The organism is Pseudomonas sp. MF09156 (assembly GCF_059862305.1).
Genome location: NZ_JCBCUR010000016.1, coordinates 22669 through 46745 on the forward strand (window position 1 = coordinate 22669; position 24077 = coordinate 46745).

At 62.8% G+C, this 24077-nt stretch carries 12 protein-coding genes; 4 read left to right on the forward strand and 8 right to left on the reverse strand.

The features are described from left to right. Positions 1-59: 59 nt before the first annotated feature. From AC19YY_RS24895 to AC19YY_RS24920, 6 genes are all read right to left on the reverse strand, one after another. Positions 60-605: a DUF2058 domain-containing protein gene (locus tag AC19YY_RS24895; RefSeq protein WP_076963006.1), complete on the reverse strand. Its 546-nt coding sequence runs from the start codon at positions 603-605 to the stop codon at positions 60-62. 25 nt (positions 606-630) lie between these two features. Continuing rightward, positions 631-1464, reverse strand: coding sequence for a nucleoside triphosphate pyrophosphohydrolase (mazG, locus tag AC19YY_RS24900; RefSeq protein WP_170043284.1), 834 nt, complete (start codon positions 1462-1464; stop codon positions 631-633). Positions 1465-1630: 166 nt separating this feature from the next. Next, positions 1631-3874, reverse strand: a complete 2244-nt coding sequence (gene relA / locus AC19YY_RS24905; RefSeq protein ID WP_169956980.1) for a GTP diphosphokinase — start codon at positions 3872-3874, stop codon at positions 1631-1633. A 120-nt stretch (positions 3875-3994) separates the two neighbouring features. Next, complete coding sequence (gene rlmD / locus AC19YY_RS24910; RefSeq protein ID WP_170043283.1) at positions 3995-5347, reverse strand: 23S rRNA (uracil(1939)-C(5))-methyltransferase RlmD; 1353 nt, start codon at positions 5345-5347, stop codon at positions 3995-3997. Beyond that, on the reverse strand, positions 5347-6249 hold the full coding sequence (gene cysM / locus AC19YY_RS24915; RefSeq protein ID WP_169956978.1) for a cysteine synthase CysM: 903 nt from the start codon (positions 6247-6249) through the stop codon (positions 5347-5349). The genes rlmD and cysM overlap by 1 nt, the downstream gene beginning before the upstream one ends. A gap of 193 nt (positions 6250-6442) precedes the next feature. Next, positions 6443-15802, reverse strand: coding sequence for a retention module-containing protein (locus tag AC19YY_RS24920; RefSeq protein WP_500605036.1), 9360 nt, complete (start codon positions 15800-15802; stop codon positions 6443-6445). A gap of 466 nt (positions 15803-16268) precedes the next feature. Between AC19YY_RS24920 and AC19YY_RS24925 the strand changes: the two genes are divergently transcribed. From AC19YY_RS24925 to AC19YY_RS24935, 3 genes are read left to right on the forward strand one after another with little or no spacing between them, the layout of a single operon-like run. Beyond that, positions 16269-17627, forward strand: a complete 1359-nt coding sequence (locus tag AC19YY_RS24925; RefSeq protein WP_169955621.1) for a TolC family outer membrane protein — start codon at positions 16269-16271, stop codon at positions 17625-17627. Between the two features lie 22 nt (positions 17628-17649). Further along, positions 17650-19809, forward strand: coding sequence for a type I secretion system permease/ATPase (locus AC19YY_RS24930; protein ID WP_500605037.1), 2160 nt, complete (start codon positions 17650-17652; stop codon positions 19807-19809). Between the two features lie 10 nt (positions 19810-19819). Then, entirely contained in the window at positions 19820-21175 is a 1356-nt protein-coding gene (locus AC19YY_RS24935; protein WP_169955619.1) for an HlyD family type I secretion periplasmic adaptor subunit, read from the forward strand. A 120-nt stretch (positions 21176-21295) separates the two neighbouring features. Here AC19YY_RS24935 and AC19YY_RS24940 read toward each other — a convergent pair whose 3' ends face one another. After that, entirely contained in the window at positions 21296-21892 is a 597-nt protein-coding gene (locus AC19YY_RS24940; RefSeq protein WP_169955618.1) for a tRNA-uridine aminocarboxypropyltransferase, read from the reverse strand. A gap of 2 nt (positions 21893-21894) precedes the next feature. Then, positions 21895-22788 carry a LysR family transcriptional regulator gene (locus AC19YY_RS24945; protein ID WP_169955617.1) on the reverse strand — a complete coding sequence of 298 codons (894 nt, stop codon included), beginning with the start codon at positions 22786-22788 and terminating at the stop codon, positions 21895-21897. Between the two features lie 287 nt (positions 22789-23075). Between AC19YY_RS24945 and speB the strand changes: the two genes are divergently transcribed. Then, positions 23076-24026, forward strand: a complete 951-nt coding sequence (gene speB / locus AC19YY_RS24950) for an agmatinase (RefSeq protein ID WP_170043278.1) — start codon at positions 23076-23078, stop codon at positions 24024-24026. The last annotated feature ends 51 nt before the right edge of the window (positions 24027-24077 follow it).

Genomic DNA, 24077 nt, shown 5'->3' on the forward strand with positions numbered 1-24077 from the left:
GCCGCAGTGCCTATAAACACAAACCCCGCCTTTTGAGCGGGGTTTGTTGTTTTAACGCCTTACCACATCAGATCGTCAGGGATCTGGTAGGCGGCATACGGATCATCTTCATCCGGCACCTGGGCCTCGGTGAGGATGTTCATCTGCACGATACGCTCAGGGGCGCGCTCCTGGATTTTCAGCGCGGCCTCCCGCGGGATCACTTCGTAGCCGCCGCCGTGATGGACAATCGCCAACGAGCCGTTGCTCAGCTTGTTGCGCATCAAGGTGTTGACCGACAGGCGCTTGACCTTCTTGTCGTCCACGAAGTTGTAGTAGTCCTCGGTGGTCAACTTGGGCAGGCGCGAGGTCTCGATCAATTGCTTGACCTGCGCGGCACGGGCCTTGGCCTCGACCTTTTCCTGCTGCTGGCGGTTGAGCTCCTGGTCGCGCTTGACCTTCTCGGCCTGCGCTTCCAGGGCCAGGCGCTGCTGGGTGTCATCGGCCTGGGCCTGGCCTTTGTGAACCAGGCGCTGCTGCTTCTGCTTGTCTTTGCCGACCTGCTTGGCCTGCTTCTGATTGACCAGGCCTGCTTTGAGCAACTGGTCGCGAAGGGAAATGCTCATGGTGCTTACTCACTTAGGCAACTGCTCAACCGCAGTTGGACACATTCTTTTCCTGGCGTTTGGCTTCGCCCCATAGGGCGTCCAACTCTTCGAGGGTGCAATCTTCCATGGGACGGTGGGTGTCGCGCAATGCCTGTTCGATAAATCGGAATCGCCTTTCGAATTTGGCATTGGCACCGCGCAGGGCGGTTTCCGGGTCCACCTTGAGGTGCCGCGCCAGGTTGACCGCCGCAAACAGCAGGTCACCGACTTCATCGGCAATCGCTGCTGGGTCGTTGTCGGCCATGGCTTGGAGCACTTCATCGAGCTCTTCACGTACGTTATCCACCACCGGCAACGCCGCCGGCCAGTCGAAGCCGACCTGGCTGGCGCGCTTTTGCAATTTGGCCGCGCGGGACAGGGATGGCAAGGCGGTAGGCACATCATCGAGCAGGGACAGTTGCTGCGGGGCGTCGGATTTTTCTGCGCGCTCCTCGGCCTTGATTTGCTCCCAGCGCGCCTTGACCTGCTCTTCGTTTAACTGAGGAATATCCAGCGGCGCATACAGGTCACCGGTGGGGAACACATGGGGATGGCGGCGAATCAGCTTGCGGGTGATGCTGTCGATCACGCCGGCAAACTCGAAGCGCCCTTCTTCCCGGGCCAACTGGCTGTAATACACCACCTGGAACAACAGGTCGCCCAACTCGCCTTGCAGATGATCAAAATCCCCGCGCTCAATGGCGTCGGCGACTTCGTAGGCTTCTTCCAGGGTGTGGGGCACGATACTGGCGTAGGTTTGCTTGATGTCCCACGGGCAACCGTATTGCGGGTCGCGCAGGCGGTTCATCAGGTGTAGCAGGTCTTCAAGTGAATACATCGTTCTCTATCCGATCAAGTGGGAAAACCACCGAGCAAATGTGGGAGCCGGGCTTGCCCGCGATGCAGGCACCTCGGTATCGGGTAGACCGAGGCGCCTGCATCGCAGGCAAGCCAGCTCCTACACAAGCCCGCTCCCACATTTCAGGCCGCACTCATCCAGCGACTCATGGCGTGCGGTTACGCCGGGTCTCGATGATGTTCGGCAACTGGGAAATACGCCCCAGCAGCCGCCCCAACGCGTCCAGCCCCGGAATCTCGATGGTCAGGGACATCAACGCAGTGTTGTCCTCCTTGTTCGAGCGGGTGTTGACCGCCAGTACGTTGATCCGCTCGTTGAGCAGCACTTGCGAGACGTCACGCAGCAACCCCGAACGGTCGTAGGCGCGGATGATGATGTCCACCGGGTAGGTGAGCACCGGCACCGGACCCCAGCTGACCTGGATGATCCGCTCCGGCTCGCGCCCGCCCAGTTGCAACACCGAGGCACAATCCTGGCGGTGAATGCTCACCCCACGGCCCTGGGTGATGTAGCCGACGATCGCGTCGCCCGGCAACGGCTGGCAGCAGCCGGCCATCTGGGTCATCAGGTTGCCCACGCCCTGGATCTGGATATCGCCGCGCTTGCCCGGCTTGTAGCCCGTGGCCTTGCGCGGAATCAGCTCCAGTTGCTCGCTGCCGCGCTCCGGTTCCACCAACTGCTGGGCCAGGTTGACCAGTTGCGCCAGGCGCAAGTCGCCGGCGCCGAGGGCGGCGAACATATCCTCGGCAATCTTCATGTTGGCTTTTTCGGCCAACTTGTCGAAATCCACCTGGGGCAGGCCCAGGCGCCCCAGTTCGCGTTCGAGCAGGGTCTTGCCGGCGGCGACGTTCTGGTCCCGCGCCTGCAGCTTGAACCAGTGGACAATCTTCGCCCGCGCCCGCGATGTGGTGATGTAGCCCAGGTTCGGGTTCAGCCAGTCGCGGCTCGGCGTGCCGTGCTTGCTGGTGATGATCTCGACCTGTTCCCCGGTCTGCAGGCTGTAGTTGAGCGGCACGATGCGCCCGTTGATCTTGGCGCCACGGCAGTTGTGGCCGATCTCGGTGTGCACGCGATAGGCGAAGTCCAGCGGCGTCGCGCCCTTGGGCAGGTCGATGGCGTGGCCGTCGGGGGTGAAGATGTAGACCCGGTCAGGCTCGATATCCACCCGCAACTGCTCGGCCAGGCCGCCGATATCGCCCAGTTCTTCGTGCCATTCGAGCACTTGGCGCAGCCAGGAGATTTTCTCTTCGTACTGGTTGGAGCCCGCCTTGACGTCGGTGCCCTTGTAGCGCCAGTGCGCGCAAACCCCCAGCTCGGCTTCCTCGTGCATGGCGTGGGTGCGGATCTGCACTTCCAGCACCTTGCCCTCGGGGCCGATCACCGCGGTGTGCAGCGAGCGGTAGCCGTTTTCCTTGGGGTTGGCGATGTAGTCGTCGAATTCCTTGGGAATATGCCGCCACAGGGTGTGGACGATGCCCAGCGCGGTGTAGCAATCGCGCATTTCCGGCACCAGCACACGCACGGCGCGCACGTCGTAGATCTGGCTGAAGGCCAGGCCCTTGCGCTGCATTTTGCGCCAGATCGAATAGATGTGCTTGGCGCGGCCGCTGATATCGGCCTCGACACCGGTGGCCTGCAACTCCGAGCGCAACTGGCCCATCACATCGCTGATAAAGCGCTCACGGTCCAGCCGCCGCTCATGCAGCAGGGTGGCGATCTGTTTGTATTGATCGGGTTCGAGGTAGCGGAAGGACAAGTCCTCCAGCTCCCACTTGATATGGCCGATCCCGAGGCGGTGGGCCAGGGGCGCATAGATGTCGAAGACCTCGCGGGCGACACGGTTGCGCTTTTCGTCATCGGCGGTTTTCACCGCACGGATCGCGCAGGTGCGTTCGGCCAGCTTGATCAGGGCGACGCGCACGTCGTCGACCATCGCCACCAGCATCTTGCGCAGGTTTTCCACCTGGCCCTGGGTGCCCAGCACCATCGACTGGCGCGGGCTGAGGCTGGCGCTGATCGCGGCCATGCGCAGCACGCCATCGATCAGCTTGGCCACCACCGCGCCGAAACGCTGGCTGACCAAGGGCAACGCGATATGCCCTTCGCGCACGCCGCGATAGAGCACCGCGGCGATCAGCGAATCCTGATCCAGCTTGAGGTCGGCGAGGATCTCGGCGATTTCAAGCCCGGTACGAAAACTGGAGGTTCCTTCGGCCCAAAGATTCTTGGCCGCATTGTCTTGCTGTTCAGCCTCGCGAGCGAACTCGCAGGCGGCTTTCAAGGCTTCACGGTCCAGTGCCGGATCGACACTGATGGCATGATCCAGCCATGCCTCGAGATTGATACTGCCGTCGGTGTTGATCGGCTGGTGTGCTCTCACCTGTACCATCTTGCTTACCTTCCCTACGACGCGCCTGTAGCGCGTCAAAATCGCTGACCCTTGTACCGCGAACTCCCTGGCAGGTCACAGGCCCTGGAGAACGCAGGCCAGTCGGACTAAGCGAGCATCCTAGCTCGCTTCAAATAACGCCATCGCCTCGACATGCGCGGTTTGCGGAAACATATCGAGGATCCCGGCACGTTTTAGCCGGTAGCCTTGCTTGACCAACTCGACAGTGTCCCGCGCCAGCGTGGCTGGATTGCAGGACACATACACCAGGCGATCAGCCCCCAGAGTGGCGAGCTTGCGCACAACCTCCAGGGCACCATCGCGGGGTGGGTCCAAGAGTACCGCACAAAAGCCTGCTTTGGCCCATTGCGCATCACTCAAAGGCTGGGACAAATCGGCCTGAAAAAACTGCACATTATGCAAATTATTGCTGCCTGCGTTGAGGGCTGCGCGGTCCACCATGGCCTGCACGCCCTCTACCGCCACCACTTCACGCACTTGGCGGGCCAGGGGCAAGGCAAAGTTGCCAAGGCCGCAGAACAGGTCCAGCACCCGTTCGTCGGAACGCGGGGCCAACCAATCCAGCGCCTGGGCCACCATCGCCTCGTTGACCCCGGCATTGACCTGCACAAAATCCCCCGGCCGGTACGCCAGCTCCAGGCCCCACTGCTCCAGACGATAGCCCAGGGCCGCCCCGGCCGCGAACGGCTGCGGCTCGCCCTCTCCATGCAGCCACAACTGGGCGTCATGGAACCCGCAGAATTCTTGCAGCACCAGCAGGTCAGCGTCGGACAACGGCGCCATATGCCGCAGCAACACGGCAATCGACGAGCCGCTGAACAGTTCCACATGCCCCAGGGCCTGAGGTTTGCTCAGGCGCCGCAACATGTTGGGCAGGCGCTGCATGATCGGTTGCAAGGCCTGTACCAGCACCGGGCAATCATCGATGGCGACGATGTCCTGGCTGGCCACGGCGCGAAAACCCACGTCCAGGCGCTTGGCCTTGGCATCCCAACGCACGGCGACCCGCGCCCGGCGGCGATAGCCGAACTCGGGGCCGCTCAACGGCGCTGCCCACTCCTGGGGCTCGACCCCGGCAACACGGGACAATTGCTCGGCGAGCATGCGCTGTTTCAGGGCAAGCTGTTCGGCATGGGGCAGGTGTTGCAGGCTGCAACCGCCACAACGGCCAGCATGCACGCACGGCGCCGGGCGGCGCAGTTCGCTGGCCTGGAACACCCGCTCGGTGCGGGCCTCGACCACTTTGCCATGGGCACCGAGCACCCGCGCCTCGACCTCTTCGCCGGCCAGGGCGCCCACCACAAACCAGGTGCGACCTTCGAAAAACACGATCCCCCGGCCATCATTGGCCAGGCGCTCAATGGTCAGGCGTTGTTTCTTGCCGACCGGGATCTGGGGCGCCCGGCTGCCGCCCGTGGGCTGGAAGCGCAGGCCTCGCTCTTGCTTGGCCATCAGTTGGGCGCGTCGAAAATGCCGGTCGACAGGTAACGGTCGCCTCGGTCACAGATGATCGCGACGATCACCGCGTTTTCCAGTTCTGCAGACAGGCGCAACATGCCGGCCACGGCGCCACCGGAGGACACGCCGCAGAAGATGCCTTCTTCACGGGCCAGGCGACGGGTGGTGTCTTCGGCTTCGCGCTGGGCCATGTCGATGATGCGATCGACGCGGGCAGCGTTGTAGATCTTGGGCAGATACTCTTCGGGCCAACGACGGATCCCCGGAATCGCCGCGCCTTCCATCGGTTGCAGGCCAACGATCTGGATCGCCGGGTTCTGCTCCTTGAGGTAGCGCGAGTTGCCCATGATGGTGCCGGTGGTGCCCATGGAGCTGACGAAATGGGTGATGGTGCCCTGGGTCTGGCGCCAGATCTCCGGGCCGGTGCTGGTGTAGTGCGCCTCGGGGTTGTCACCGTTGGCGAACTGGTCCAACACCTGGCCACGGCCTTCGGCGGCCATGCGCTCGGCAAGATCACGCGCGCCTTCCATGCCCTCTTCCGGGGTCACCAGTACCAACTCGGCGCCATAGGCGGTCATCGCCGCCTTGCGCTCGGCGCTGCCGTTGTCGGGCATGATCAGGATCATTTTGTAGCCTTTGATCGCCGCGGCCATGGCCAGGGCGATCCCGGTATTACCGGAAGTGGCTTCGATCAGGGTGTCGCCAGGCTTGATCTGCCCGCGCTGCTCGGCACGGGCGATCATCGACAGCGCCGGACGGTCCTTGACCGAGCCCGCCGGGTTATTCCCCTCGAGCTTGAGCAGCAAGGTATTGCTGGTGTTACCCGCCATGCGCTGCAAGCGGACCAAAGGTGTGTTGCCGACGCAATCGGCGATGGTTGGGTATTGCAGGGTCATGGCGTATTCGCAATCCAGACTGCGGGGGCGCCTATCATACCGGCAAACGCTGGCGGGCCATATCACGCAAAGTATGGTGCTTATAACTCAATGCGCTAACAGCGCCAAAAACGCCTGTCGGCGATGGCGACCTATTGATCGCCATCGTCGGCAAGCCGGCTGCTGCACAGTGTTTTGCGTTGCAAGGATCCGCTCAGACCGTATCCACCTTCAACGAATGGTCATTCAACATCCCGTTGATGATCGTCGCGGTATCCGCGCCACCCGCAATCAGCCCGCCCGCGCCCGGTGTCACACCGTATTGGGTCGCCAGGTTGAGCCCGGCCAGGTCGATGGTCTGGGTCGGCGTGGCACCGGCCACGGCGCTGATGTCGATGGTGGTCAACAACGTGGCCCCACTGCCCGTGACCTTGAAGTGCAGGTAGTCATCCAGGGACGCCGCCGTCGCATTCTCCCCTTGCAACAATTGCGAGAGGTCCAGCTTGTCGGTGCCCACGCCAAAGTCGGTGATGACATCGTGCCCGCTGTTGCCCGTCAGGTACTGGAACGTATCGGCACCAGGGCCACCGGTCAGGGTGTTGTTGCCCGGGCCGCCGATCAGGATGTCATCGCCACCCTCGCCCTTGAGGGTGTCATTGCCCAGCCCGCCGGAGATCAGGTTGTTGTTGCCGTTGCCAGTGAGGAAGTCATTGAAGTTGGAACCCACCAGGTTTTCCAGGGCCATCAATGTATCGGTCCCGGCCCCTCCGGTGGCTTGCGCGCTCGCCAGGCCAAGGTTGACGGTCACGCCTGCCGTGGCGTGGGCATAGCTGACCGTATCGATGCCCGCCCCGCCATCGAGCAGGTCGTTGCCGATGCCACTGAACAGCAGGTCATTGCCATTGCCGCCGTGCATCTCGTTGTTGCCGTTACCAGCGCTCAGCACATCGTTGCCGTCGCCGCCATTGAGGATGTTGTTGCCCGCTCCGGCCAGGATGATGTCATCGCCGCTGGTCCCGTTGAGGGTGGTGCCGGCCTGGTAGCTGATGTCCACGGCAGCGCTGTCACTGCCGCCGTGGTTATCGCTGACCGAGTAGTTACCGTGGTAGTCCGGCGTGTAGTCCTGGGCGCCGGAGTAGTTGATCTTCATGTTCAACTGGTAGTTTTCGGCGCTATTGACCCCGCTGCCTGTCGGGTTAGTGACGTTGGTGATATGGATCTGATAGGTGCTGTCCATCGCTGCAGCAGGCAAGGTCGTGCCATCGGGAATGACAGTCTCGGGTCCGCCATTGATCGAGTACGCCATGATGACGTTACCGCTCGCCAGGTTGTGATCCAGGTTGAGGGTTTCACCCGCCTTGAGGCTGACCGTAATGCGGTCTTCGGCATTACTGTTGCCGACCGCGCCGAGGTTACCGCTGACCACGAGTAAAGCGGTCATGGCCGCCGAGTCGCGGGCAAAGGAGGTACGCACATCCGCCAGGGTCGTGCTGCTGGGGTTGATGAACGATCGGCTCCCCGACCCGGTAAAGCTGACGCCCTTGGTGGCCACCCAGCCGGTTGGAAAACTGGTAGGGATAGCCGTCAGGGTGTCATGGTTGGCATCGCTGTCATTGGCCAGCAGCAACTCGGCAGGCACCACGATATTGCCCGACAGGATATTGGTGATCACATGGTCATCACCCGCCACCGGCGCCACGTTGGGGTTGACCTTGACCACCAGGCTGGAACTCGCCAGGTCGCCGTCGTTGTCGCTGACGATCACCCCAAAGGTTTCGGTGACCAGCGAGCCGGTCAGCTTGGGCGGTGTGTAGCGGAACTCGCCGTTGTCCATGTCCACTATCAGCGTGCCGCCCTGGTTGGTGGTGATGGTGACGCTGTTGCTGACGGTGTCGAACGTGCCATGCCCGCCCGGCAGGTTGGCGCTCATCGAGCCCCCCGCCGCGGGGTTGTAGGTATAGGTGATGCCGTCCACCGTGAGGGATTTGACGAAGCCACCATCGGCGCCGAACGTGCCGTCCGTCAGCAGGCTGCCGGTGACTGGCGCGCCCTGTACCGTGCCGGCCAGCACTGCATCCAGGCCCGCCAGGTTGGCCACCACCACCGCATTGGTGTTGGTGTGGGTGCTGCCGTCGTACGCCACCGGGTCCAGGTAAATGCTGTTGACGCCGGCCCCCAGGCCGATGGCATAGGCCTTGATGCCGTTGGCATCGAGGAAGGCGCGCCATACACCTTCTTCAGTGGCGTCGATCCCATCACCGTATTCCGGGTTGACCACGTTGCCGGGGTTGTTCGGGTTATTGGTGTTGGACGTGGTGGGGTTACCGTCCGAGAAGAAATACGCCACGTTCTGCGCACCTTCCAGCTTGCCGGCAGTGCCGTAGGCGGTCTGCGCGGTGCCGAGGGCCGAATCGTAGTTAGTGCCGTTGAACGCGGTGAGGCCGTTGACCAAGGACTTGGCCGTGGCGACGCTGACCCACTGGCTGCTCAATTGCTGGGAGCTGTCATTGAAGGTCACGATCTGCACCTTCACATCACCCATCTCGTCATAGCGGTTGAGCAACTCGACGATGGAGGCCTTGGCCAGGTCGAGCCGCGAACCACCGGCCCCGGACGGGTCGTTCATGCTGCCGGAAATATCGATGATCAGCAGCAGGTTGGAATCCACCTCCGTGGCCGTGACCTCACGTGCGCTGGACACCACTTTGGGCACGTCATCGACGATGCTCACCACGATGCTGCTGGTGGTGGAGTTGCCCAGTTGGTCGGTGGCCTTGTAGGTGAAGGTCTCGGTCAGCACATTCGGCCCATCATTGCTGTTGGGCAAAGTCTTGGGAGCCGACGTCAGGGTGTAGGTGTAGGTGCCGTTGGGGTTGAGCAGGATCTGCCCATAGCTGCCCGTTGCGCTGCCCACCAGGCTGAAACTCAACGGGCCACTGCCGCCAGTGGCCGACCCCACCAGGGTGCCGCTGGCGGTTTCGCTGGTGGCGGTCGGGTCGCTGCCGACCACGGTGCCGGGCGCCAGGTCCTGGCCGTCGAGGTTCAAGTCCAGGGCTTTCTCGTAGACCGTGACGTCGCCGTCGACTGTCGCCACCAGGCCGCTGTCGGCCACCGTAATGGTCAGGGTCGTGGTGCTCAAGTCACCGTCGCCATCGCGCACGGTATACACGAAGGTATCCACGGCTCCCGGCGGGCTCACCGAGTTGGGGTTGCTGTGGTACACGGCATTGCCGTTCGCATCCAGGGTCAGGTAACCGAAGTTGCCGTTGATATTCACGCCCAGGCCACCACTGGCCGGGGTGCCGGTATTGCTCCCCGCCCGCACCCCGACCACCGCGCCGGCCAACGTGGGGCTATCGGCGCCGCCGACGTCATTGCCCAGCACATTGGCGCTGACCACACCGCCTTCTGCCACCGAGCGCACGTCAGGGTTGGCGGTGGGCAGGTCGTCGATGATGTTGATATCGATCGTGCCCGTGGCCGTATTGGTGTCGTAATCGCTGGCCGTGACCGTGATGTGCTCGGGCAGGCTGTTGTCACCGCTGGCATTGGGGTGCATTTCATTGTCGAGCAGGGTGTAGCGGTAGCTGACCACCCCGGTGTTGGGGTCGTAGCCGACCACCGTAAAATTGTTGCCCAGCAGGGTGCCTTCCGACAGCGGGAAGGTGGCTACGACGCCGTTGGTCACCACGTTCAGGCCGCCGACCGTGAGGTTCTTCAAACCGTCCAGGGCCGTCACGGTGAAGGTACCGGTCTGGGTCAGCAAGGGGGTGTTGGGGCTGGAACCATCGATCAGGTTTTTTTCAAAGACGGTCAACTCACCGCCGGTGAGGTCCAGGCCGGTCAGCACCACCGGATCGTTGTTGTTATGCACCTGTAGCACCAGTTTGGCGGTGCTGGTATCGCCATCGCTGTCGTTCAACTGATAAGTGAAGGTCTCGGTGCCGTTCCCCCCACCGTGAAGGGCGACAAATTGTGGGTCGGTCTTGTCGAGGGTGTAGGTGTAGCTGCCGTCGGCGAACAGCTGCAGGGTGCCGTAGGTACCGACGATGGTGTTTGGCGTAACCGGGCCGGTGGCGATGCGGTCGGCGCCTTGTACGTCGTTACCGAGAACACTGCCGCTCAGGATGAGTTGGCTTTCAGAGGCAATACCCGCCGGATTGTCGTCGACAGCTTTTGGCACATCGTCGACCACATTGACGTCCAGGGAGCCATTGGCACTGCTGTTGTTGCTGTCGGTCGCAACCACCGCAAACGACTCACTGATGCTATTGATACCCGCGCCGGTTGGGTGGCTGTCAGTGCCGTTGAGGGTGTAGCTGTAGCTGATCACCCCAGTGCTGGCGTTGTAGCCGGTGATGGTCAGGGTGTTGCCGAAACCGGTAGGTTCCGACTGCGGGAACGTCGCGGCAACACCGTTGGTGACGACGCTAATGCCGCCCACAGTGAGGTTTTTCAGGCCGTCCAATGCCGTCACGGTGAAGGTGCCGGATTGGGTCAGCGCAGGCCCGTCAATAGCACTGCCCAGCGGCAGGTTTTTCTCGTAGACCGTGACCTCCCCGCCATTCACCTCGAGTCCCGTCAGCACCACCGGGTCGTCGTTGTTATGCACCTGTAGCACCAGCTTGGCGGTGCTGGTATCACCGTCGCTGTCGTTCAGTTGGTAGGTGAAGGTTTCAGTGCCGCTGCCACCGCCATTTAGGGCGACGAATTGTGGGTCGGTCTTGTCGAGGGTGTAGGTGTAGCTGCCATCGGCAAACAGTTGCAGGGTGCCGTAGGTGCCGACGATGGTATTTGGCGTGACGGGGCCGGTAGCGATGCGGTCAGCGCCTTGTACGTCATTTCCCAGCACGCTGCCGCTCAGGGTCAGCAGGCTCTCGGAGGCGATACCAGCCGGATTGTCGTCGACGGCTTTTGGCACATCGTCGACCACATTCACGTCCAGTGAACCGTTGGCGCTGCTGTTGTTACTGTCAGTGGCAACCACCGCAAACGACTCACTGATGCTATTGGTGCCCGCTCCGGTTGGGTGGCTATCGGTGCCGTTGAGGGTGTAGCTGTAGCTGATCACCCCAGTGCTGGCGTTGTAGCCAGTGATGGTCAGGGTGTTGCCGAAGCCGGTGGGTTCCGACTGCGGGAACGTCGCGGCGACGCCGTTGGTGACGACGCTAATGCCGCCCACAGTGAGGTTTTTCAGGCCGTCCAATGCCGTCACGGTGAAAGTGCCGGATTGGGTCAACGCAGGCCCGTCGATAGCACTGCCCAACGGCAGATTTTTCTCGTAGACCGTGACTTCGCCGCCGGTGACGTCTAAGCCGGTCAACACCACCGGGTCGTCGTTGTTATGCACCTGTAGCACCAGCTTGGCGGTGCTGGTATCGCCGTCGCTGTCGTTCAGTTGGTAGGTGAAGGTTTCAGTGCCACTGCCACCGCCATTTAGGGCGACGAATTGTGGGTCGGTCTTGTCGAGGGTGTAGATGTAGCTGCCATCGGCAAACAGTTGCAGGGTGCCGTAGGTGCCAACGATGGTAGTTGGCGTAACCGGACCAGTGGCGATGCGGTCGGCGCCTTGCACGTCATTGCCCAACACGCTGCCGCTCAGGGTCAGCAGGCTCTCGGAGGCAATACCAGCGGGGTTGTCGTCGACGGCTTTGGGCACATCGTCGACCACATTGACGTCCAGGGAGCCATTGGCACTGCTGTTGTTGCTGTCGGTCGCAACCACCGCAAACGACTCACTGATGCTATTGGTGCCCGCTCCGGTTGGGTGGCTATCGGTGCCGTTGAGGGTGTAGCTGTAGCTGATCACCCCGGTGCTGGCGTTGTAGCCGGTGATGGTCAGGGTGTTGCCAAAGCCGGTGGGTTCCGACTGCGGGAACGTCGCCGCGACGCCGTTAGTGACGACGCTAATGCCGCCCACAGTGAGGTTTTTCAGGCCGTCCAACGCCGTCACGGTGAAGGTGCCGGATTGGGTCAGCGCAGGCCCGTCAATAGCACTGCCCAGCGGCAGGTTTTTCTCGTAGACCGTGACTTCGCCGCCGGTGACGTCTAAGCCGGTCAACACCACCGGGTCGTCGTTGTTATGCACTTGCAGCACCAGGTTCGCGGTGCTGGTATCGCCGTCGCTGTCGTTCAGTTGGTAGGTGAAGGTTTCAGTGCCACTGCCACCGCCATTCAGGGCCATGAACTGCGGGTCAGTCTTGTCGAGGGTGTAGATGTAGCTGCCGTCGGCGAACAGTTGCAGGGTGCCGTAGGTACCAACGATGGTGTTGGGCGTAACCGGGCCGGTGGCGATGCGGTCGGCGCCTTGTACGTCATTGCCCAGCACGCTGCCGCTCAGGGTCAGCAGGCTCTCGGAGGCGATACCAGCCGGATTGTCGTCGACGGCTTTTGGCACATCGTCGACCACATTGACGTCCAGGGAGCCATTGGCACTGCTGTTGTTGCTGTCGGTCGCAACCACCGCAAACGACTCACTGATGCTATTGGTGCCCGCTCCGGTTGGGTGGCTATCGGTGCCGTTGAGGGTGTAGCTGTAGCTGATCACCCCAGTGCTGGCGTTGTAACCGGTGATGGTCAGGGTGTTGCCGAAGCCGGTGGGTTCCGATTGTGGGAACGTCGCGGCAACACCGTTGGTGACGACGCTAATCCCGCCCACAGTGAGGTTTTTCAGGCCATCCAACGCCGTCACGGTGAAGGTGCCGGATTGGGTCAGCGCAGGCCCGTCAATAGCACTGCCCAGCGGCAGGTTTTTCTCGTAGACCGTGACTTCGCCGCCGGTGACGTCTAAGCCGGTCAACACCACCGGGTCGTCGTTGTTATGCACCTGCAACACCAGGTTCGCGGTGCTGGTATCGCCGTCGCTGTCGTTCAGTTGGTAGGTGAAGGTTTCGGTGCCGCTACCACCGCCATTCAGGGCCATGAACTGCGGGTCAGTCTTGTCGAGGGTGTAGATGTAGCTGCCATCGGCAAACAGTTGCAGGGTGCCGTAGGTGCCAACGATGGTAGTTGGCGTAACCGGACCAGTGGCGATGCGGTCGGCGCCTTGCACGTCATTGCCCAGCACGCTGCCGCTCAGGGTCAGCAGGCTCTCGGAGGCGATGCCTGCGGGGTTGTCGTCGACGGCTTTTGGCACATCGTCGACCACATTCACGTCCAGGGAGCCATTGGCACTGCTGTTGTTGCTGTCGGTGGCGGTCACCGTGAACGACTCGCTGATGCTATTGATGCCCGCGCCGGTTGGGTGGCTATCGGTGCCGTTGAGGGTGTAGCTGTAGCTGATCACCCCGGTGCTGGCGTTGTAGCCGGTGATGGTCAGGGTGTTGCCAAAGCCGGTGGGTTCCGACTGCGGGAACGTCGCGGCAACACCGTTGGTGACGACATTGATGCCGCCAACGGTGAGGTTGTTCAGGCCATCCAACGCGGTCACGGTGAAAGTGCCGGACTGGGTCAAAGCAGGCCCATCGATAGCACTGCCCAGCGGCAGGTTTTTCTCGTAGACCGTGACCTCCCCGCCATTCACCTCAAGTCCCGTCAGCACCACCGGGTCGTCGTTGTTATGCACCTGCAACACCAGGTTCGCGGTGCTGGTATCGCCGTCGGCATCCGTCAGGGTGTAGGTAAACGTCTCCGTCCCATTGCCGCCACCGTGCAACCCCAGGAAGTCGCTGTCGGCCGGGTTCAGCGTGTACACATAAGTGCCATTCGCCGCCAACTCCAGCGTGCCGTAGAGCCCCGTGAAGGAGCCCGGTGTCACCGGCCCGGACGCGACCCGATCAGCGCCTTGCACGTCATTGGTCAACACCGTGCCGCTCAGGGTCAGCAGGCTTTCGGAGGCCACTTGTGCATTGCTGTCATCGGCAGCGGTCGGTACATCGTCCACCACGCTCACGTGCAGGGTGCCGGTGGCGGTGCTGTTGTTGGTGTCATTGGCGATAACGCTGAAGCTCTCGGTCAGCTCATTCACCCCTCCTGCCGACGGGTGCGCCTCGGTGCCGGTCAGGGTGTAGCTGTAGCTGATCACCCCGGTGGCCGGGTCAAACCCGGTGATGGTCAGGGTATTGCCCAGGCCGGTGGCGATCGATTGCGGGAAGCCGGCGGCGACACCACCGGACACCACGTTGATACCGCCCACGGACAGGTTCTGCAAACCGTCCACGGCCGATACGGTCAGGCTGCCGGTACGGGTCAGCGCGCCAGCGTCGGGGCTGCTGCCATCCACCAGGTTTTTTTCGTAGAGGGTCAGGTCAGCGCCATTCACGCTGATGCCGCCGATCACCACCGGGTCGTCGTTGTTGTGCACTTGCAGCACCAGGTTGGCGGTGCTGCTGTCGCCATCGGCGTCGGTCAGGGTGTAGGTGAAGGTTTCCGTGCCATTACCGCCGCCCTGCAGCGCGACAAAATCAGGGTCGGCGCTGTTCAACGTGTAGGTGTAGCTGCCATCGGCCGCCAGCACCAAAGTGCCATATTGACCCGTGAACGTACCGCCCGTGATCGGGCCACTGGCGACTCGGTCGGCGCCCTGGGTGTCGTTGTCCAGGACGTTGCCGCTGAGGGTCAACAGGCTTTCCGAAGCGCTGCCCTCATGGCTGTCATCCAGCGCCTTGGGCACGTCATCGACAATGGTGATATCCAGCGAGCCGGTGGCGGTGTCGTTATCGCTGTCGGTGGCCACTACCGCAAATTGCTCGCTCAGGCTGTTGGTGCCGCCACCTGACGGATGGGCCTCGTTGCCGGTCAAGGTGTAGCTGTAGCTGATCACCCCGGTGGCCGCGTTATAACCGGTGATGCTCAGGGTATTGCCCAGCCCGGTGGTGATAGTTTGCGGAAAGCTGCTGGCCACCCCGCCGCTGACCACACTGATGCCGCCCACCGTCAGGCTTTGCAGGCCGTCGGGCGCTGTGACGCTGAAGGTGCCGCTTTGCACCAGCGCCGCCGGGTTGCTGGCCGAGCCTTGGGCAAGATTGGCCTCGTTGAGCGTCAACTCGCCGCCCTCGACCTCCAGCCCACCCAGGCTCACCGGGTTGTCGGGAGGCACCACCACAGGCTGGCCGTTGCCGGTGTCCGGCTGGCCGGCGACCTGGAACAACGGGAACTCGGGAATCCCACCAAACCCTGCCGTAGGAAAGCCGATGACCGGCTCCACGCGCCCGGCGACTTCGGTCAGCAGCACAAAGGAGTGCCCGCCGCCCAACTCACCCGCCGCCGTGCTGCCGGTTTGCCCGGCAGCCGTGGCTTCAGCGGTCTGGGTCGGGTCGTCACCGGCGGCGATGGCTTTTTGCAACTGCTGCACATCGGTCAACTGCGCCTGGCTCGGCGCAAGGTCTTCGGAGGCGTGAATCTGCGGCGCCTGGCCAGCCAGCAATTGCGGGGAAAGGCCCAGGCTGCTGTCGCGCCCCAGGGTCAGCTCATGGCCGTTGGTCAGTTGCACCGCCACCGCACCGGCCGCGCCGGTCTGCAGTTGCTCGCCGGCAAACAGTCGGTCGCCTTCGACCAGGCTTCGGCGGCTGCCATCTCCCGCCACCGCGAAGACTTCCCCAACCACCTTGCTGACAACACCGATTAACTTGGCCATGTGCTTATCTCCCTGTCCGACCCCAGTAGTCGGCACCTCGGTTACGTGCACAAGCGCAGTGGATCGGGTGGCCCGCAGGTGGCACAAAACTGATTCAAATCAGCCGCCAACCAGCGCTTTGACCCACCTGCAGAGAGCCTTCCAAGGGAACAAGTGACAAAAAACCGTCACCCTGAAATTCCCTTTTTTCCGCTACCCCATCATCCGCTTGCACTTGCGATTGAACTTTCCAAGAGCCTCAAAACGCGCCGAAGCGCACATAACTCAAGGCTTGTGCTTTGAACAATGTCTTGCTTCGCGCAGAACGCATAAGTTTTTTTGGACATAACCATTATGAGAAATCCTTCTTAGGTCCTCCCGCAAATGTTCTTAGCTCTGTTGTTACAAGCCTGAGACGGTTTGACCCCTTAAATTCGTCAAATAAATGGCGACAGACCAGCAACATTGATACACAGGAGAGGTACCCATGCGCGTCTTTACCCCCCTCTGCAGCGCGATTCTGATCGCCATGGCCTGCACCAACACCCAAGCGATGTCGCTGACCCAAGCGATCCAAAGCACGCTGGACACTCACCCGGAACTCAATGCCAGCCGTAATAGCCGGCTGTCGGCTGATGAAGATGTGAAAGTCGCCAAGGGCGGTTTCTACCCCAGCCTCGACCTCAACGCCGCCTACGGCCGCGGTTACAGCGACAACAGCACCACCCGCGCCCGTGGCGGCAACCACCACACCGAGACCGACAACTACACCCAGTCGGAACTGCGCCTGCGCCAGATGCTGTTCGACGGCTTCAACACCTCCAACGAAGTGCAGCGCACCGGGGCGGTGGTCAACTCCCGCGCCTATTACACCCGAGGCACCGCCGAAAGCCTGGCCCTGCGCACCGTCGAGGTGTACCTGGAAGTGCTCAAGCGCCGCGACCTGCTGACACTGGCCAAGAACAACCTGCAGGCGCACCTGCGGGTCACCGACCAGATTGGCCTGCGCACCGAGCGCGGCATCGGCAGCACCGCTGACCGCGATCAGTCCACCGCCCGCCGGGCCCTGGCAGACAACAACTACCAGACCGCCCTGGTCGACCTGCAAGACGCCGAATCGAACTTCTACAGCGTGGTCGGGCGCATGCCGGACGAACTGGAAAGCCCGGCCTCGATCAAGGGCGAACTGCCCAGCGACCAACTCGGCGCCCGGCGCAGCATGCTGGAGAACAACCCCTATCTGAAATCGGCCCAGTCCGACGTGATGGCCGCCGAGAGCCAGTACGAAGTGGCCAAGTCGCCGTTCTACCCACGCTTCGATGCCGAGGCGGCGGTGGGTGCCAATAACAATGTGCAGGGCGACCTGGGCCACGACAACGAATGGCGGGTGGGCGTGGTGATGAACTACAACCTGTTCCGTGGCGGCAGCGACAAGGCCCGCCTGGCGTCGGACTCGCACAAGATCAACCAGGCCATGGACATCCGCAACAACGCCCTGCGCATGCTCAACGAGAACCTCAACCTGGCCTGGCATGCCATGGACAACGCGCGCATCCAGACTCCCACCGCCCGCGAATACGCCGAAACCACCCAGCGCGTACGCGCGGCCTACCAGGACCAGTTCGGCCTGGGCCAACGCACCTTGCTGGACCTGTTGGACAGTGAAAACGAGCTGTACAACGCCAATCGGCGCTACACCGAAGTGCGCTACACCGAAGAGTTCTCCATGTACCGCGTGCTGGCCAACATGGGCGAGTTGCTGAACAAGGAGCGCGTGGTGGTGCCGGCCGAAGCCATTGCCCAGTCGGAAGTCAGAAGCGAAGCCCACCTGCCTGACCTGAAGTAGCCAACACGTGGAGCAGATCGCCGTGAGCCAGATGGAACCGCTGAACCCGGGTGTCGACCCGCGCCAGAGCTTTGATGACCCGTTGCTCGACGGCCTGCTGATCCTGTGCAAGCTGCACGGCTGTACCGTCAGCCGCTCCAGCCTGAGCGCCGGCCTGCCCTTGGCAGAGCAACGCCTGAGCCTGGACTTGCTGCCACGGGCGGCGGCCCGGGCCAGCTTGCAGGCGCGGGTATTGCGCCGGGACTTGAAGGCCATCTCGGCGTTGAACCTGCCAGTGCTGTTGCTGCTCAACGAAGGCCGCTGCGCGGTGCTGCGGCGCTGGGGCGAGGATGGCCAGGCGCTGATCCTGCCCAGCGAAGCCGAGGGCGGCGAACAGTGGGTCAGCCGCGAGGAGCTCGAAGCGGCCTACAGCGGCCAGGCCCTGTTCGCCCGGCCCCGGCACGAGATCGAAGACCTGCGCGCGCCGCTGGTGCCCCGGGTCGAGGCGTGGTTTCGCGACACCCTGAAGCTGTCGCGCTGGCTGTACAGCGATGCGATCCTCGCCAGTTTGCTGATCAACCTGCTGGGCCTGATGGTGCCGCTGTTCGTCATGCAGACCTACGACCGCGTGGTGCCGAACCAGGCCACCTCGACCTTGTGGGTGCTGGTGATCGGCCTGCTGATCGGCACGGGCTTCGAACTGGTGCTGCGAGTGGCACGCGCCCATCTGCTGGACACCGCCGGCAAAAAGACCGATGTGATTCTTTCCGCCACCCTGTTCGAGCGCATCACCGGCATGTCGATGAAAGCGCGCCCCGCGACCATCGGCGGTTTTGCCCAGAGCATCCATGACTTCCAGGGCCTGCGCGAATTCCTCACGGCCGTGACCCTCACCAGCCTGATCGACCTGCCTTTCGCCGTGCTGATGCTGGTGGTGATCGGCCTGCTCGGTGGCTGGCTGGTGATCATCCCGTTGTGTGCGTTCCCGCTGACCATCGGCTTTGCGATGCTGATCCAGGCGCGCCTGCGCGACACCGTGCAAAAAAGCCTGAGCCTGGGCGCCGAACGCCAGGCGCTGTTGATCGAAACCCTCAGCGGCCTGGAAACCCTCAAGGCCTGCAGCGCCGAAAGCGAGCGCCAGCACCAGTGGGAAAGCACCCACGGCGCCCTCACCCGCCTCGACAGCCACGCGCGCAACCTCTCGGCGCTGGCCACCAATGGCACGCTGTTCATCCAGCAGTTTTCCGGGATGGCCACGATTGTCGCCGGGGTCTACAGCATCATCGCCGGCAGCCTCAGCGTCGGCGCGCTGGTGGCCACCTACATGCTCGGCAGCCGGGTACTGGCGCCGCTGGGGCAGATCGCCGGGTTGATCACCCGCTACCAGCAGGCGCAGTTGACCATGCGCAGCACCGACGCGCTGATGGCCCTGCCCCAGGAGCGCGACCCGCAGCAGCGCCCACTGGAACGCACGCAACTGAGCGGCGCCCTGGAAGTCAGCCAGGTCACCTTCCGCTACGCCGGGCAAAATGCCCCGGCCCTGAGCCAGGTCAGTTTCCAGCTCAAGGCCGGCGAACGCGTGGGGATTATCGGCCGCAGCGGCTCGGGCAAAAGCACCCTGGGCCGCCTGGTGATGGGTTTTTACGCGCCAGAAGAAGGCCAGTTGCTGCTCGATGGCCTCGACCTGCGCCAATTGGATGTGGCCGACCTGCGCCAGCAAGTGGGTTATGTGGCCCATGACCTGCCGCTGTTGGCCGGCAGCCTGCGCGATAACCTGACCCTGGGCGCGCGCTACATCAGCGATGCGCGGATGCTCGAAGTGGCCGAATTGACCGGTGTCAGCGAACTGGCCCGCCAGCACCCACAAGGCTTCGACCGGCCGGTGGGCGAGCGCGGGCAGTTGCTATCCGGCGGCCAGCGCCAGGCGGTGTTGCTGGCCCGCGCGCTGCTGCTCGACCCGCCGATCCTGCTGCTGGACGAACCCACCAGCGCCATGGACAACAGCAGCGAAGATACCCTGCGCCAGCGCCTGGAACTGTGGGTCAAGGGCAAGACGTTGCTCTTGGTCACGCACCGCACCTCGATGCTCAGCCTGGTCGACCGCCTGATCGTGCTGGACAACGGCCGCATCGTTGCCGATGGCCCCAAAGAAAGTGTGATCGATGCTCTGCGCAAGGGCCGTGTCGGCTCGGCCGCCGTCTAGGAGCCCCACCATGTCAGCCACTCCCACGTCACCGGGCTATTTCAAGAGCTTTGGCAAAACCGCCGACAGCGAATTCATGCCCGAACTGGCGGGCGCTGCGCTGCAGGACTCGCCGCGCCGCTCACGGATTATCGTGTGGCTGACCGCCGGCCTGATCATCTGCGCCCTGCTATGGGCCAACTTTGCCGTACTCGATGAAGTGACCATGGGCGAAGGCAAGGCTATCCCGTCGAGCAAGGTGCAAGTGATCCAGAACCTGGAGGGCGGCATCGTCACCCAGATTTATGTGCGTGAAGGGCAGATGGTGGACAAGGGCGACAAACTGCTGCAACTGGACGACACGCGGTTCCGCTCGAACAAGGGCGAGAGCGAAGTCGACCGGTATGCCCTCACCGCCCAGGTCGAACGCTTGTCGGCCGAGGCCGAGGGGCGGCCGTTCAAATTGTCCGATGAAGTGATCGCCAAGGCCCCGCAAGTGGCCGAAGACGAACGTTCACTGTTCGAACAACGCCAGCGCCGCTTGAGCAGCGAGCAACGGACCTTGAGTGAACAACTGCGGCAGAAAACCCAGGAACTGGCGGAGTTTCGCTCCAAGCAGGGCCAATTCAGCTCCAGCCTGGCGCTATTGCAACAAGAGATGAACATGTCGGCGCCCCTGGTGGGCACCGGTGCGGTATCGCCGGTGGAAATCCTGCGCCTCAAACGCAGCGCCGTGGAGATCCGCGGTTCGCTGAACGCCACCACCCTGGCGATCCCCCGGGCGGAGTCGGCGATCAATGAGATCAAGAGCAAAATCGACGAATCGGTACAGACCTTCCGCTCGGAAGCCGCCAAGGAACTCAACGAAAAACGCACCGACCTGTCAAAAATCACCGCCACCAGCATCGCCATCGATGACCGCGTCAGCCGCACCACCGTGGTCTCGCCGGTGCATGGGGTGATCAAGCAATTGAAGGTCAACACCATCGGCGGCGTCGTCCAGCCAGGCAGCGACATGGTGGAAATCGTCCCGCTGGAAGACAACCTGCTGATCGAGGCCAAGGTGCGGCCCCAGGACGTGGCGTTCTTGCATCCGGGGCAGAAGGCGATGGTCAAGTTCAGTGCCTATGACTACACCATCTACGGCGGGCTGGCGGCGAAACTGGAACTGATCGGCGCCGATACGATTACCGACGACAAGGGCAACAGCTTCTACCTGATCCAGGTGCGCACCGATAAGAACCATCTGGGTGGGGAGAAAAAACCGCTGCTGATCATCCCGGGGATGGTGGCGACGGTAGATATCATTACCGGGGAGAAAAGCGTGCTGGATTACTTGCTCAAGCCGGTGTTGAAGGCACGCACGGAGGCGATGCGCGAGCGTTAGCGGTGTTTGGGTGGGCGCCATCGCCGGCAAGCCGGCTCCTACACTGACCGCGCATGTCTTGAGCAACGCGGTCAATGTGGGAGCTGGCTTGCCAGCGATGGCCCCACCTCGGTGCCCCTGCTAGTCACCCCCATGATTGCGCTGGAAAACCTCTTCCCCCATCGCCGCAATCTGCCCCTCGATCAGCGCCTCGAACGGCCGCAACAAGGGCTCGAATGACTGCGGCGCCTCCAGCACCTGCAACGCCTGCACGATCGCCTCCACCGTCGACAGCGCCCCCGGCCCCGGTGCCTTGCGCAGCCGGTAGCGGGACACGGCCCCTTCAGCCAGCGTCACCCGTGGCAACGCCGCCAGCAGCGGGTTGAGGTGCAGCAACTTGCGCGCCTTGCGCCAGGTGCCGTCGGGCACCACCAGCAGCAACGGCTGGCTGGATGGGCTGTAGGCCTGCAAAGGCTGCGCATCCTCGGCGGGAAACAGCAGCCGCGCCTGATAGCCCGGCGGGTTGAGCAAGGCCTGCAAGTCTTCGAATATTTCACCTACCACCAGTTGCGCATTCACGAGGCCCAACGCGGCCAGGCGTGCGGTGTTGAGCGCATGGTTGACCTCGCTGGGATGCTGCAACAGCAACACCCGGGTGCGGCTGTCGAGGCGCGGGATCAGTGCGCACAGGCAGTGGGTGGTTGGCCGCAGGCAGCGGGGGCATTGGGGTCTGGACATGTTCAGGCCTGATTGAGCTGTGCTTTGAGTAAATCGCGGAAGGTCTGGATCAACGGCTCGCGGCTGCGCCCACGGCGCATGATCAGCGAAAACGGCGCCTGGTAGCCAAAGGTCGCCGGCAGCAGCACCCGCAAGTCGCCCTTGTCGGCCCAGGCCTGGGCGTAGTGTTCGGGCAAATAGCCGATGTAGGCGCCGGACAGCACCAGGATCAACTGCGCCTCCATACTTTCTACGGTGGCGGCGCTGTGCTTGAAGCCGTGGCGCGCCAGTTCCGCCTGGCTCCAGTAACCGCGCCCGACCATGCGTTGCTGGGTGATCACCTGCTCCGGAATGCGCCTTTCGCTGAACAGCGGATGCCGCGAGCTGCAATAGAGCCAGTGCTGCTCGCGGTACAGCGGCATGTAGACCAAGCCGCTCATGCGGTTGGAGAACGCGCCGATGGCCAGGTCCAGGCGATTGTCCTGCACCCCCAGTTGCAGTTCGTAGGGGCTCATGACCGATAAGTGCAGATGCACCGCCGGGTGCTCAAGGCTGTAGGCGCCGATGACTTCGGCGAATGGCAGGGCCTTGTCGCTGACCGTGGAGTCGAGCACACCCAGCTTGAGCGTGCCGCGCAGTTCGCCCTTGAGCGCCGCCGCGTATTGCTCGAAGCCCTCCAGTTCGCCCAGCAGGCGCAGGGTCTCCTGGTGAAACAACTCACCCTTGCTGGTCAGGCTGAAGCCGCCACGCCCGCGATGGCACAACACCAGGCCCAACGCGCCTTCCAACTGGCTCATGTAGGTACTGATGGCCGAGGTCGACAGGTTGAGCTCGTGCTGGGCACTGGCAAACCCTTGGTGGCGCACCACGCTTGCGAAGATGCGCAACAGTTTCAGGTCGGGCAAGGCGCTGGCCATGGAACCTCCAGGCAAAAAATCGGCTGACAGGCCCATTCCCTGTAGGAGCGAGCTTGCTCGCGAAAAACCTGAGAGCGCCGCGTACATTCTGAACGCCCGCGTAATCGTTAACGTTTTTCGCGAGCAAGCTCGCTCCTACAGGGAACAGGGTTTGCAACCCGGTGGAGTCTACCCCAGGCATTAGTTCAGAAAAATCTGAACTAAGTATTTCCCCACAGCGATTCTTCCCTTGTCTGGCATTTCGCAGAATCGCCCCCTGATAACCACAACAACGATGAGGCCCTGCCGTGGACAAGATCTTTCACCAACCACTGGGCGGCAACGAAATGCCGCGCTTTGCCGGCATCGCCACCATGATGCGCCTGCCCCACCTGCAAACCGCCGCCGGCCTGGATGCGGCCTTTATCGGCGTGCCCCTGGACATCGGTACTTCACTGCGCGCCGGCACCCGCTTCGGGCCGCGTGAAATCCGCGCCGAATCGGTGATGATCCGCCCCTACAACATGGCCACCGGCGCTGCGCCGTTCGACTCGCTGTCGGTGGCCGATATCGGCGATGTGGCGATCAACACCTTCAACCTGCTGGACGCCGTGCGCATCATCGAAGAGTCCTACGATGAGATCCTCAAGCACGATGTGATCCCGCTGACCCTGGGCGGCGACCATACCATCACCCTGCCGATCCTGCGGGCGATCCACAAGAAGCACGGCAAGGTCGGGCTGGTGCATATCGATGCCCACGCCGACGTCAACGACCATATGTTCGGCGAGAAAATCGCCCACGGCACCACCTTCCGCCGGGCCGTCGAAGAAGGCCTGCTCGATTGCGACCGCGTGGTGCAAATCGGCCTGCGCGCCCAGGGCTATACCGCCGAAGACTTCAATTGGAGCCGCAAACAGGGGTTTCGCGTGGTCCAGGCCGAAGAGTGCTGGCACCACTCCCTCGCGCCGTTGATGGCCGAAGTCCGGGAGAAAGTCGGCGGTGGCCCGGTGTACCTGAGCTTCGACATAGACGGCATCGACCCGGCCTGGGCGCCGGGCACCGGCACCCCGGAAATCGGCGGGCTGACCACCATCCAGGCGATCGAGATCATCCGTGGCTGCCAGGGCCTGGACCTGATTGGTTGTGACCTGGTGGAGGTTTCGCCGCCCTACGACACCACCGGCAACACCTCGTTGCTGGGCGCCAACCTGCTGTACGAAATGCTCTGCGTACTGCCGGGCGTCACGCACCGTTGATGTAGCGCTACCTGATCAGTCAATAAAAACAATAACTGGAGAAGCGCCACC

Bases quoted from the DNA above. Each gene is read 5' to 3' on its own strand.
- AC19YY_RS24895 (WP_076963006.1), bottom strand. From the start codon at position 605: ATGAGCATTTCCCTTCGCGACCAGTTGCTCAAAGCAGGCCTGGTCAAT.
- mazG (WP_170043284.1), bottom strand. From the start codon at position 1,464: ATGTATTCACTTGAAGACCTGCTACACCTGATGAACCGCCTGCGCGAC.
- relA (WP_169956980.1), bottom strand. From the start codon at position 3,874: ATGGTACAGGTGAGAGCACACCAGCCGATCAACACCGACGGCAGTATC.
- rlmD (WP_170043283.1), bottom strand. From the start codon at position 5,347: ATGGCCAAGCAAGAGCGAGGCCTGCGCTTCCAGCCCACGGGCGGCAGC.
- cysM (WP_169956978.1), bottom strand. From the start codon at position 6,249: ATGACCCTGCAATACCCAACCATCGCCGATTGCGTCGGCAACACACCT.
- AC19YY_RS24920 (WP_500605036.1), bottom strand. From the start codon at position 15,802: ATGGCCAAGTTAATCGGTGTTGTCAGCAAGGTGGTTGGGGAAGTCTTC.
- AC19YY_RS24925 (WP_169955621.1), top strand. From the start codon at position 16,269: ATGCGCGTCTTTACCCCCCTCTGCAGCGCGATTCTGATCGCCATGGCC.
- AC19YY_RS24935 (WP_169955619.1), top strand. From the start codon at position 19,820: ATGTCAGCCACTCCCACGTCACCGGGCTATTTCAAGAGCTTTGGCAAA.
- AC19YY_RS24940 (WP_169955618.1), bottom strand. From the start codon at position 21,892: ATGTCCAGACCCCAATGCCCCCGCTGCCTGCGGCCAACCACCCACTGC.
- AC19YY_RS24945 (WP_169955617.1), bottom strand. From the start codon at position 22,788: ATGGCCAGCGCCTTGCCCGACCTGAAACTGTTGCGCATCTTCGCAAGC.